The following is a 12,624-nucleotide window of genomic DNA, read 5'->3' as shown; positions in this document are numbered from 1 at the left end:
TAATGCCGGGCGACAACATCAAAATGGTTGTTACCCTGATCCACCCGATCGCAATGGACGACGGTCTGCGTTTCGCAATCCGTGAAGGCGGCCGTACCGTTGGCGCGGGCGTTGTTGCTAAAGTTCTCGGCTAATCGCTGATAACATTTGACGCAATGCGCAATAAAAGGGCATCATTTGATGCCCTTTTTGCACGCTTTCACACCAGAACCTGGCTCATCAGTGATTTTATTTGTCATAATCATTGCTGAGACAGGCTCTGTAGAGGGCGTATAATCCGAAAGGCGAATAAGCGTTTCGATTTGGATTGCCTCGCGATTGCGGGGTGAAAATGTTTGTAGAATACTTCTGACAGGTTGGTTTATGAGTGCGAATACCGAAGCTCAAGGGAGCGGGCGCGGCCTGGAAGCGATGAAGTGGATAGTTGTTGCCATATTGCTGATCGTCGCAATCGTCGGCAACTACCTCTATCGCGACATGATGCTGCCGCTGCGTGCGCTGGCCGTAGTAATTCTGATTGCTGCAGCGGGTGGTGTCGCGCTGTTGACGACAAAAGGTAAAGCAACCGTTGCTTTTGCCCGTGAAGCGAGAACCGAAGTCCGTAAGGTCATTTGGCCGACTCGCCAGGAAACGCTGCACACCACGCTGATCGTCGCTGCGGTTACCGCAGTTATGTCACTGATCCTGTGGGGACTGGATGGTATTCTGGTTCGCCTGGTATCCTTTATCACTGGCCTGAGGTTCTGAGATGTCTGAAGCACCTAAAAAGCGCTGGTACGTCGTTCAGGCGTTTTCCGGTTTTGAAGGCCGCGTAGCCACATCGCTGCGCGAGCATATCAAATTACACAATATGGAAGAGCTGTTTGGCGAAGTCATGGTGCCGACTGAAGAAGTCGTTGAGATCCGTGGCGGCCAGCGTCGCAAAAGCGAACGCAAATTCTTCCCGGGTTACGTTCTGGTCCAGATGGTCATGAACGACGCAAGCTGGCACCTGGTGCGTAGCGTGCCGCGTGTGATGGGCTTTATCGGCGGTACCTCTGACCGTCCGGCGCCGATCAGCGACAAAGAAGTCGATGCGATCATGAACCGCCTGCAGCAGGTTGGCGATAAGCCGCGGCCGAAAACTCTGTTTGAACCGGGTGAAATGGTTCGTGTTAACGACGGTCCGTTCGCAGACTTTAACGGCGTTGTCGAAGAAGTCGATTATGAGAAGTCTCGCCTGAAAGTGTCTGTTTCTATCTTCGGTCGTGCGACCCCGGTAGAGCTGGACTTCAGCCAGGTTGAGAAAGCGTAAGGCTGCGATCAAAAAAGCAGCGATCTAATCGTTGCATAGGGCGCGAAATTGACATACAATTTCGCGCCTTTTGTTTTTATGGGCCTTATGCCCATAAAGCGATATTTATCACGGGGAGCTTCTTTGAAGCGATACTACCCAATTCGAGGAATTTAGAATGGCTAAGAAAGTACAAGCCTACGTCAAGCTGCAGGTTGCAGCTGGTATGGCGAACCCGAGTCCGCCGGTTGGTCCAGCACTGGGTCAGCAGGGTGTGAACATCATGGAATTCTGCAAAGCGTTCAACGCAAAAACGGATTCCATCGAAAAAGGTCTGCCGATTCCGGTTGTTATTACCGTTTACGCTGACCGTTCTTTCACCTTCGTTACCAAAACGCCTCCGGCAGCTGTTCTGCTGAAAAAAGCGGCTGGTATCAAGTCTGGTTCCGGCAAGCCGAACAAAGACAAAGTAGGTAAAATTTCCCGCGCTCAGCTGCAGGAAATCGCGCAGACCAAAGCTGCCGACATGACCGGTGCCGACATTGAAGCGATGACTCGCTCCATCGAAGGTACTGCACGTTCCATGGGCCTGGTAGTGGAGGACTAAGAAATGGCTAAACTGACCAAGCGTATGCGCGTGATCCGTGAAAAAGTTGATGCGACCAAACAGTACGACATCAACGAAGCTATTGCCCTGCTGAAAGAGCTGGCCACTGCTAAATTCAACGAAAGCGTTGACGTTGCCGTTAACCTCGGCATCGATGCTCGTAAATCTGACCAGAACGTTCGTGGCGCGACTGTACTGCCGCACGGTACTGGCCGTTCTGTTCGCGTTGCCGTATTTACCCAGGGCCCGAACGCTGAAGCAGCTAAAGCTGCTGGCGCTGAGCTGGTAGGTATGGAAGATCTGGCTGACCAGATCAAGAAAGGCGAAATGAACTTCGACGTTGTTATCGCATCCCCGGATGCAATGCGCGTTGTTGGCCAGCTGGGCCAGGTTCTGGGTCCGCGCGGCCTGATGCCAAACCCGAAAGTCGGTACCGTAACCCCTAACGTTGCTGAAGCGGTTAAGAACGCTAAAGCAGGTCAGGTTCGTTACCGTAACGACAAAAACGGCATCATCCACACCACCATCGGTAAAGTGGACTTTGACGCTGACAAACTGAAAGAAAACCTGGAAGCTCTGCTGGTTGCGCTGAAAAAAGCAAAACCGAGCCAGGCGAAAGGCGTGTACATCAAGAAAGTTAGCATCTCCACCACCATGGGTGCTGGCGTTGCCGTTGATCAGGCTGGTCTGAGCGCATCTGCGAACTAAGATTAGTCTTTACGTGGGCGGTGATTTTGTCTACAATCTTACCCCCACGATTCTGTTGAAATATAACAGATCACTATGCGAGTCATTTGAATTGCAGCAAGGCAGCAAGTGAGTGAATCGCCAGGAGCATAGTTAACTATGTGACTGGTGTGAACGAGCGCAGCTAACACAGCTGCGGTTCAAAGGACGAAGTCATAGAAAGAATTTGTTCGTTGGAGCCTGGCCTATCCAGGCCTCCGTCGAAGACCGCAGGCGTCTCGCAAGAGGCTTAATCCCCTGCGTAGACGGTGACAGAACGCTAAGATTATTTTTTATACTCTGGCTTGTTTCTGCTCACCGTATTAAGACGCTCTTCTCGTTGAGATGAGTGAAGTGAGTTCCGGAACATGAGTTCCGGCAAACATCCAGGAGCAAAGCTAATGGCTTTAAATCTTCAAGACAAACAAGCGATTGTTGCTGAAGTCAGCGAAGTAGCCAAAGGCGCGCTGTCTGCAGTAGTTGCGGATTCCCGTGGCGTAACTGTAGATAAAATGACTGAACTGCGTAAAGCAGGTCGTGAAGCTGGCGTATACATGCGTGTTGTTCGTAACACCCTGCTGCGCCGCGTCGTTGAAGGTACTCAGTTCGAGTGCCTGAAAGACACGTTTGTTGGTCCGACCCTGATTGCATACTCTATGGAACACCCGGGCGCTGCTGCTCGTCTGTTCAAAGAGTTCGCGAAAGCGAATGCAAAATTTGAGGTCAAAGCTGCAGCCTTTGAAGGTGAGCTGATCCCGGCGTCTCAGATCGACCGCCTGGCAACTCTGCCGACCTACGAAGAAGCAATTGCACGCCTGATGGCAACCATGAAAGAAGCTTCGGCTGGCAAACTGGTTCGCACACTGGCTGCTGTACGCGATGCAAAAGAAGCTGCGTAATCGCAGTTGTCTTTATCAAGCATTTGCTTACGTATAAACTTATTCTGATATTCAGGAACAATTTAAATGTCTATCACTAAAGATCAAATCATTGAAGCAGTATCCGCTATGTCCGTAATGGACGTTGTAGAACTGATTTCTGCAATGGAAGAAAAATTCGGTGTTTCCGCTGCTGCTGCTGTAGCTGTAGCTGCTGGCCCGGCTGAAGCTGCTGAAGAAAAAACTGAATTCGACGTAATTCTGAAAGCTGCTGGCGCTAACAAAGTTGCTGTTATCAAAGCAGTACGTGGCGCAACTGGCCTGGGTCTGAAAGAAGCTAAAGACCTGGTAGAATCTGCTCCGGCCGCTCTGAAAGAAGGCGTGAGCAAAGATGACGCTGAAGCACTGAAAAAATCTCTGGAAGAAGCTGGCGCTGAAGTTGAAGTTAAATAAGCCAACCCTTCCGGTTGCAGCCTGAGAAATCAGGCTGATGGCTGGTGACTTTTTAGTCACCAGCCTTTTTGCGCTGTAAGGCGCCAGTAGCGTTTCACACTGTTTGACTACTGCTGTGCCTTTCAATGCTTGTTTCTATCGACGACTTAATATACTGCGACAGAGCGTACGTTCTGTGTAAATCGCAATGAAATGGTTTAAGCGTGATAGCAACAGGCATTGCGGAAAGTATCCATTTTCCGGTCAACAAAATAGTGTTGCACAAACTGTCCCCCGCAGGACAGATGGGTCGACTTGTCAGCGAGCTGAGGAACCCTATGGTTTACTCCTATACCGAGAAAAAACGTATTCGTAAGGATTTTGGTAAACGTCCACAAGTTCTGGATGTACCTTATCTCCTTTCTATCCAGCTTGACTCGTTTCAGAAGTTTATCGAGCAAGATCCTGAAGGGCAGTACGGCCTGGAAGCAGCCTTCCGTTCCGTGTTCCCGATTCAGAGCTACAGCGGTAATTCCGAGCTGCAGTACGTCAGCTACCGCCTTGGCGAACCGGTGTTTGACGTTCAGGAATGTCAGATCCGTGGCGTGACCTATTCCGCACCGCTGCGCGTAAAACTGCGTCTGGTGATCTACGAGCGCGAAGCGCCGGAAGGCACCGTTAAAGACATTAAAGAACAAGAAGTCTACATGGGCGAAATTCCGCTCATGACCGACAACGGTACCTTTGTTATCAACGGTACTGAGCGTGTTATCGTTTCTCAGCTGCACCGTAGTCCTGGCGTCTTCTTTGACTCCGACAAAGGTAAAACCCACTCTTCGGGTAAAGTGCTGTATAACGCGCGCATCATTCCTTACCGTGGTTCCTGGCTGGACTTCGAATTCGATCCGAAGGACAACCTGTTCGTACGTATCGACCGTCGCCGTAAACTGCCTGCGACCATCATCCTGCGTGCGCTGAACTACACCACTGAGCAGATCCTTGACCTGTTCTTTGAGAAAGTCGTCTTCGAAATTCGCGACAACAAGCTGCAGATGGAGCTGATTCCAGAACGTCTGCGCGGCGAAACCGCGTCGTTCGATATCGAAGCTAACGGCAAGGTGTACGTTGAAAAAGGCCGTCGCATTACCGCGCGTCATATCCGTCAGCTGGAAAAAGACGATATCAAGCATATCGAAGTTCCGGTTGAGTACATCGCAGGTAAAGTCGTCTCTAAAGACTACGTTGACGAATCCACTGGCGAGCTGATCTGCGCGGCGAACATGGAGCTGAGCCTGGATCTGCTGGCTAAGCTGAGCCAGTCCGGCCACAAGCGTATCGAAACGCTGTTTACCAACGATCTGGACCACGGCCCGTACATTTCTGAAACGGTACGCGTCGACCCAACTAACGATCGTCTGAGCGCGCTGGTAGAAATCTACCGCATGATGCGCCCTGGTGAGCCGCCGACTCGCGAAGCGGCTGAAAGCCTGTTCGAGAACCTGTTCTTCTCCGAAGACCGCTATGACCTGTCTGCGGTGGGTCGTATGAAGTTCAACCGTTCTCTGCTGCGCGACGAAATCGAAGGTTCCGGTATCCTGAGCAAAGACGACATCATTGATGTCATGAAGAAGCTCATCGATATCCGTAACGGTAAAGGCGAAGTGGATGATATCGACCACCTCGGCAACCGTCGTATCCGTTCCGTCGGCGAAATGGCGGAAAACCAGTTCCGCGTTGGCCTGGTGCGTGTAGAGCGTGCGGTGAAAGAGCGTCTGTCTCTGGGCGATCTGGATACCCTGATGCCTCAGGATATGATCAACGCCAAGCCGATTTCCGCCGCAGTGAAAGAGTTCTTTGGTTCCAGCCAGCTGTCTCAGTTTATGGACCAGAACAACCCGCTGTCTGAGATTACGCACAAACGTCGTATCTCCGCACTCGGCCCAGGCGGTCTGACCCGCGAACGCGCAGGCTTCGAAGTTCGAGACGTACACCCGACGCACTACGGTCGCGTATGTCCTATCGAAACGCCGGAAGGTCCGAACATCGGTCTGATCAACTCCCTGTCCGTGTACGCACAGACTAACGAATATGGCTTCCTTGAGACGCCGTACCGTCGTGTGGTTGATGGCGTGGTCACTGACGAAATTCATTACCTGTCTGCTATCGAAGAAGGCAACTACGTTATCGCTCAGGCGAACTCCAACCTGGATGACGAAGGCCACTTTGTAGAAGATCTGGTGACCTGCCGTAGCAAAGGCGAATCCAGCTTGTTCAGCCGCGACCAGGTTGACTACATGGACGTTTCCACCCAGCAGGTGGTCTCCGTCGGTGCGTCCCTGATCCCGTTCCTGGAACACGATGACGCCAACCGTGCATTGATGGGTGCGAACATGCAACGTCAGGCGGTTCCGACTCTGCGCGCTGACAAGCCGCTGGTGGGTACCGGTATGGAACGTGCTGTCGCCGTCGACTCCGGTGTTACTGCAGTAGCTAAACGTGGCGGTACTGTTCAGTACGTGGATGCGTCCCGTATCGTTATCAAAGTTAACGAAGACGAGATGTACCCGGGTGAAGCAGGTATCGACATCTATAACCTGACCAAATACACCCGCTCTAACCAGAACACCTGTATCAACCAGATGCCATGTGTGTCTCTGGGCGAGCCGGTTGAACGCGGCGACGTGCTGGCAGACGGTCCGTCCACCGACCTCGGTGAACTGGCGCTCGGTCAGAACATGCGCGTGGCGTTCATGCCGTGGAACGGCTACAACTTCGAAGACTCCATCCTCGTATCCGAGCGTGTTGTCCAGGAAGACCGTTTCACCACCATCCACATTCAGGAACTGGCGTGCGTGTCCCGTGACACCAAGCTGGGGCCGGAAGAGATCACCGCTGATATCCCGAACGTGGGTGAAGCTGCGCTCTCCAAACTGGATGAATCCGGTATCGTTTACATCGGCGCGGAAGTGACCGGCGGTGACATTCTGGTCGGTAAGGTGACGCCGAAAGGTGAAACCCAGCTGACGCCGGAAGAGAAACTGCTGCGTGCGATCTTCGGTGAGAAAGCGTCTGACGTTAAAGACTCTTCTCTGCGCGTACCTAACGGTGTCTCCGGTACGGTTATCGACGTTCAGGTCTTTACTCGCGATGGCGTAGAAAAAGACAAACGTGCTCTGGAAATCGAAGAGATGCAGCTCAAGCAGGCGAAAAAAGACCTGTCTGAAGAACTGCAGATCCTCGAAGCGGGCCTGTTTAGCCGTATCCGTGCGGTGCTGGTGTCCGGCGGCGTTGAAGCTGAGAAGCTCGACAAACTGCCGCGCGACCGCTGGCTGGAACTCGGTCTGACCGACGAAGAGAAACAAAATCAGCTGGAACAACTGGCTGAGCAGTATGACGAACTGAAACACGAGTTCGAGAAAAAACTTGAAGCGAAGCGCCGTAAAATCACCCAGGGCGACGATCTGGCGCCGGGCGTGCTGAAGATCGTGAAGGTCTATCTGGCCGTTAAACGCCGTATCCAGCCGGGTGATAAGATGGCAGGTCGTCACGGTAACAAGGGTGTTATCTCTAAGATCAACCCGATCGAAGACATGCCTTACGATGAAAACGGCACGCCGGTCGACATCGTACTGAACCCGCTGGGCGTACCGTCTCGTATGAACATCGGTCAGATTCTGGAAACCCACCTGGGTATGGCTGCGAAAGGTATTGGCGACAAGATTAACGCCATGCTGAAACAGCAGCAGGAAGTCGCGAAACTGCGCGAATTCATCCAGCGTGCCTACGATCTGGGCGCCGACGTTCGTCAGAAAGTCGACCTGAGCACCTTCAGCGATGATGAAGTGCTGCGTCTGGCAGAAAACCTGCGTAAAGGTATGCCGATTGCCACACCAGTGTTTGACGGTGCGAAAGAAGCGGAAATCAAAGAGCTGCTGAAACTGGGCGACCTGCCGACCTCCGGTCAGATCACCCTGTTCGATGGCCGTACGGGTGAACAGTTCGAACGTCCGGTAACCGTCGGTTACATGTACATGCTGAAACTGAACCACCTGGTTGATGACAAGATGCATGCGCGTTCTACCGGTTCTTACAGCCTGGTTACTCAGCAGCCGCTGGGTGGTAAGGCGCAGTTCGGTGGTCAGCGCTTCGGGGAGATGGAAGTGTGGGCGCTGGAAGCTTACGGCGCCGCCTACACCCTGCAGGAAATGCTCACCGTTAAGTCTGATGACGTGAACGGTCGTACCAAGATGTATAAGAACATCGTGGACGGCAACCATCAGATGGAACCGGGTATGCCGGAATCCTTCAACGTTCTGTTGAAAGAGATCCGCTCGCTGGGCATCAACATCGAACTGGAAGACGAGTAATTCTCGCTCAAACAGGTCACTGGTGTCGGGGTAAAACCCGACACCAGATTGTGCTAACTCCGACGGGAGCAAATCCGTGAAAGATTTATTAAAGTTTCTGAAAGCGCAGACTAAAACCGAAGAGTTTGATGCGATCAAAATTGCTCTGGCTTCGCCAGACATGATCCGTTCATGGTCTTTCGGTGAAGTTAAAAAGCCGGAAACCATCAACTACCGTACGTTCAAACCTGAGCGTGACGGCCTTTTCTGCGCCCGTATCTTTGGGCCGGTAAAAGACTACGAGTGCCTGTGCGGTAAGTACAAGCGCCTGAAACACCGTGGTGTTATTTGTGAGAAGTGCGGCGTTGAAGTGACCCAGACCAAAGTACGCCGTGAGCGTATGGGCCACATCGAGCTGGCGTCTCCGACTGCTCACATCTGGTTCCTGAAATCGCTGCCGTCCCGTATCGGTCTGCTGCTCGATATGCCGTTGCGCGATATCGAACGCGTACTGTACTTCGAATCTTATGTGGTTATCGAAGGCGGTATGACTAACCTGGAACGTCAACAGATCCTGACTGAAGAGCAGTATCTGGACGCGCTGGAAGAGTTCGGTGACGAATTCGACGCGAAGATGGGTGCGGAAGCTATCCAGGCCCTGCTGAAGAGCATGGATCTGGAGCAAGAGTGTGAAACTCTGCGCGAAGAGCTGAACGAAACCAACTCCGAAACCAAGCGTAAAAAGCTGACCAAGCGTATCAAACTGCTGGAAGCCTTCGTTCAGTCTGGCAACAAGCCAGAGTGGATGATCCTGACCGTTCTGCCGGTTCTGCCGCCAGATCTGCGTCCGCTGGTTCCGCTGGATGGTGGTCGTTTCGCCACGTCAGATCTGAACGATCTGTATCGTCGCGTCATTAACCGTAACAACCGTCTGAAGCGTCTGCTGGATCTGGCTGCGCCGGACATCATCGTACGCAACGAAAAACGTATGCTGCAGGAAGCGGTTGACGCCCTGTTGGATAACGGTCGTCGCGGTCGTGCGATCACCGGTTCTAACAAGCGTCCTCTGAAATCTTTGGCCGACATGATCAAAGGTAAGCAGGGTCGTTTCCGTCAGAACCTGCTCGGTAAGCGTGTTGACTACTCCGGTCGTTCTGTAATCACCGTAGGTCCATACCTGCGTCTGCACCAGTGCGGTCTGCCGAAGAAAATGGCGCTGGAGCTGTTCAAACCGTTCATCTACGGCAAGCTGGAACTGCGTGGCCTTGCCACCACCATCAAAGCCGCGAAGAAAATGGTTGAGCGTGAAGAAGCTGTCGTTTGGGATATCCTTGACGAAGTTATCCGCGAACACCCGGTACTGCTGAACCGTGCACCGACTCTGCACCGTCTGGGTATCCAGGCATTTGAACCGGTACTGATCGAAGGTAAAGCTATCCAGCTGCACCCGCTGGTTTGTGCGGCATATAACGCCGACTTCGATGGTGACCAGATGGCTGTTCACGTACCGCTGACGCTGGAAGCCCAGCTTGAAGCGCGTGCGCTGATGATGTCTACCAACAACATCCTGTCTCCGGCGAACGGCGAACCTATCATCGTTCCGTCTCAGGACGTGGTACTGGGTCTGTACTACATGACCCGTGACTGTGTTAACGCCAAAGGCGAAGGCATGGTGCTGACTGGCCCGAAAGAAGCTGAGCGTATCTATCGCGCAGGTCTGGCCTCTCTGCATGCGCGCGTTAAAGTGCGTATCACTGAATATGAAAAAGATGAAAACGGCGAATTCGTTGCGCACACCAGCCTGAAAGACACGACCGTTGGTCGCGCCATTCTGTGGATGATCGTACCGAAAGGTCTGCCTTTCTCCATCGTCAACCAGGCGCTGGGCAAGAAAGCGATCTCCAAAATGCTGAACACTTGCTACCGTATTCTGGGCCTGAAACCGACCGTTATTTTTGCGGACCAGACGATGTACACCGGCTTTGCTTATGCAGCGCGTTCAGGTGCGTCCGTTGGTATTGATGACATGGTCATCCCGGAGAAAAAACACGAGATCATCTCTGAGGCGGAAGCTGAAGTTGCTGAGATCCAGGAGCAGTTCCAGTCTGGTCTGGTAACCGCTGGCGAACGCTATAACAAAGTTATCGATATCTGGGCTGCGGCGAACGATCGTGTATCCAAAGCGATGATGGATAACCTGCAAACCGAAACCGTGATTAACCGTGACGGCCAGGAAGAGCAGCAGGTCTCCTTCAACAGCATCTACATGATGGCCGACTCCGGTGCGCGTGGTTCTGCGGCACAGATTCGTCAGCTGGCAGGTATGCGTGGTCTGATGGCGAAGCCAGATGGCTCCATCATCGAAACGCCAATCACCGCGAACTTCCGTGAAGGTCTGAACGTACTCCAGTACTTCATCTCCACCCACGGTGCTCGTAAAGGTCTGGCGGATACCGCACTGAAAACCGCGAACTCCGGTTATCTGACCCGTCGTCTGGTTGACGTCGCGCAGGATCTGGTAGTGACCGAAGATGACTGTGGTACGCACGAAGGTATCCTGATGACCCCGGTTATCGAGGGTGGCGACGTGAAAGAGCCGCTGCGTGACCGCGTTCTGGGTCGTGTGACGGCGGAAGATGTGCTGAAACCGGGTACCGCGGACATTCTGGTTCCACGCAACACGCTACTGCACGAACAGTGGTGTGACCTGCTGGAAGCAAACTCCGTTGACGCCGTTAAAGTGCGTTCTGTTGTATCCTGCGACACCGACTTTGGTGTATGTGCGCACTGCTATGGTCGTGACCTGGCGCGTGGCCACATCATCAACAAAGGTGAAGCTATCGGCGTTATCGCGGCACAGTCCATCGGTGAACCGGGTACACAGCTGACGATGCGTACGTTCCACATCGGTGGTGCGGCATCGCGTGCGGCTGCTGAATCCAGCATCCAGGTTAAGAACAAAGGTAGCATCAAGCTCAGCAACGTGAAGTCGGTTGTGAACTCCAGCGGTAAACTGGTTATCACTTCCCGTAACACCGAACTGAAGCTGATCGACGAATTCGGTCGTACCAAAGAGAGCTATAAAGTGCCTTATGGCGCTGTCATGGCGAAAGGTGATGGCGAGCAGGTTGCCGGCGGCGAAACCGTGGCAAACTGGGACCCGCACACCATGCCGGTTATCACCGAAGTGAGTGGTTTCATCCGCTTCACTGACATGATCGACGGTCAGACCATTACGCGTCAGACCGACGAACTGACCGGTTTGTCTTCGCTGGTGGTTCTGGATTCGGCTGAACGTACTACCGGTGGTAAAGATCTGCGTCCGGCGCTGAAAATCGTTGATGCTCAGGGTAATGACGTTCTGATCCCGGGTACCGATATGCCTGCGCAGTACTTCCTGCCGGGTAAAGCGATTGTACAGCTGGAAGATGGCGTACAGATCAGTTCTGGTGACACCCTGGCGCGTATTCCGCAGGAATCCGGCGGTACCAAGGATATCACCGGTGGTCTGCCGCGCGTTGCCGACCTGTTCGAAGCGCGTCGTCCGAAAGAACCGGCAATCCTTGCTGAAATCGCAGGTATCGTTTCCTTCGGTAAAGAAACCAAAGGCAAACGTCGTCTGGTGATTACGCCGGTTGATGGTAGTGACCCGTACGAAGAGATGATTCCGAAATGGCGTCAGCTCAACGTGTTCGAAGGTGAACGTGTAGAACGTGGTGATGTGATTTCCGATGGTCCGGAAGCGCCGCACGACATTCTGCGTCTGCGTGGCGTTCATGCTGTGACGCGTTACATTGTTAACGAAGTTCAGGATGTATACCGTCTGCAGGGCGTTAAGATTAACGATAAACACATCGAAGTTATCGTTCGTCAGATGCTGCGTAAAGCGACCATCGAAAGCGCCGGTAGTTCCGACTTCCTGGAAGGCGAACAGGTTGAATACTCTCGCGTCAAGATCGCTAACCGCGAGCTGGAAGCGAACGGCAAAGTGGGGGCTACCTTCTCCCGCGATCTGCTGGGTATCACCAAAGCGTCTCTGGCAACCGAGTCGTTCATCTCTGCCGCATCGTTCCAGGAGACTACACGTGTCCTGACCGAAGCAGCCGTTGCGGGTAAACGCGACGAACTGCGCGGCCTGAAAGAGAACGTTATCGTGGGTCGTCTGATTCCGGCCGGTACCGGTTATGCGTACCACCAGGATCGTATGCGCCGTCGCGCCGCGGGCGAGCAGCCAGCAACACCGCAGGTGACTGCGGAAGATGCATCTGCCAGCCTGGCAGAACTGCTGAACGCAGGTCTGGGCGGTTCTGATAACGAGTAATCGTTAAATGGTGGAGGGGTATTTATCCCTCCACCAGCTTC

At 53.2% G+C, this 12,624-nt stretch carries 8 protein-coding genes and 1 pseudogene; all 9 read left to right on the top strand.

Annotated features, from left to right (window positions below):
• Positions 1-134, top strand: a pseudogene (gene tuf / locus J4613_RS22070) (elongation factor Tu); the annotation flags it as partial.
• 229 nt (positions 135-363) lie between these two features.
• Positions 364-747, top strand: a complete 384-nt coding sequence (secE, locus tag J4613_RS22065) for a preprotein translocase subunit SecE (protein ID WP_001275691.1) — start codon at positions 364-366, stop codon at positions 745-747.
• Position 748: 1 nt separating this feature from the next.
• Positions 749-1,294, top strand: coding sequence for a transcription termination/antitermination protein NusG (nusG, locus tag J4613_RS22060; RefSeq protein ID WP_001287521.1), 546 nt, complete (start codon positions 749-751; stop codon positions 1,292-1,294).
• A gap of 157 nt (positions 1,295-1,451) precedes the next feature.
• Complete coding sequence (rplK, locus tag J4613_RS22055) at positions 1,452-1,880, top strand: 50S ribosomal protein L11 (protein ID WP_001085926.1); 429 nt, start codon at positions 1,452-1,454, stop codon at positions 1,878-1,880.
• Positions 1,881-1,883: 3 nt separating this feature from the next.
• On the top strand, positions 1,884-2,588 hold the full coding sequence (gene rplA / locus J4613_RS22050) for a 50S ribosomal protein L1 (RefSeq protein ID WP_001096676.1): 705 nt from the start codon (positions 1,884-1,886) through the stop codon (positions 2,586-2,588).
• A 419-nt stretch (positions 2,589-3,007) separates the two neighbouring features.
• Complete coding sequence (rplJ, locus tag J4613_RS22045) at positions 3,008-3,505, top strand: 50S ribosomal protein L10 (protein WP_001207203.1); 498 nt, start codon at positions 3,008-3,010, stop codon at positions 3,503-3,505.
• Between the two features lie 66 nt (positions 3,506-3,571).
• Positions 3,572-3,937, top strand: a complete 366-nt coding sequence (rplL, locus tag J4613_RS22040) for a 50S ribosomal protein L7/L12 (protein ID WP_000028882.1) — start codon at positions 3,572-3,574, stop codon at positions 3,935-3,937.
• Between the two features lie 317 nt (positions 3,938-4,254).
• Entirely contained in the window at positions 4,255-8,283 is a 4,029-nt protein-coding gene (gene rpoB / locus J4613_RS22035) for a DNA-directed RNA polymerase subunit beta (RefSeq protein ID WP_000263105.1), read from the top strand.
• Positions 8,284-8,359: 76 nt separating this feature from the next.
• Positions 8,360-12,583, top strand: coding sequence for a DNA-directed RNA polymerase subunit beta' (gene rpoC, locus J4613_RS22030; RefSeq protein WP_000653965.1), 4,224 nt, complete (start codon positions 8,360-8,362; stop codon positions 12,581-12,583).
• The last annotated feature ends 41 nt before the right edge of the window (positions 12,584-12,624 follow it).

The organism is Salmonella sp. 32020114201800008SM, from assembly GCF_017572025.1.
Classification (GTDB): domain Bacteria; phylum Pseudomonadota; class Gammaproteobacteria; order Enterobacterales; family Enterobacteriaceae; genus Salmonella; species Salmonella enterica.
Note: the sequence above shows the minus strand (reverse complement) of the source record. Positions and strands in the feature narration are given on the sequence as shown.

What these genes read in the sequence shown, in the direction of transcription:
- secE (WP_001275691.1), top strand. Translation starts at nt 364, where the DNA reads ATGAGTGCGAATACCGAAGCTCAAGGGAGCGGGCGCGGCCTGGAAGCG.
- rplA (WP_001096676.1), top strand. Translation starts at nt 1,884, where the DNA reads ATGGCTAAACTGACCAAGCGTATGCGCGTGATCCGTGAAAAAGTTGAT.
- rplJ (WP_001207203.1), top strand. Translation starts at nt 3,008, where the DNA reads ATGGCTTTAAATCTTCAAGACAAACAAGCGATTGTTGCTGAAGTCAGC.
- nusG (WP_001287521.1), top strand. Translation starts at nt 749, where the DNA reads ATGTCTGAAGCACCTAAAAAGCGCTGGTACGTCGTTCAGGCGTTTTCC.
- rplL (WP_000028882.1), top strand. Translation starts at nt 3,572, where the DNA reads ATGTCTATCACTAAAGATCAAATCATTGAAGCAGTATCCGCTATGTCC.
- rplK (WP_001085926.1), top strand. Translation starts at nt 1,452, where the DNA reads ATGGCTAAGAAAGTACAAGCCTACGTCAAGCTGCAGGTTGCAGCTGGT.
- rpoB (WP_000263105.1), top strand. Translation starts at nt 4,255, where the DNA reads ATGGTTTACTCCTATACCGAGAAAAAACGTATTCGTAAGGATTTTGGT.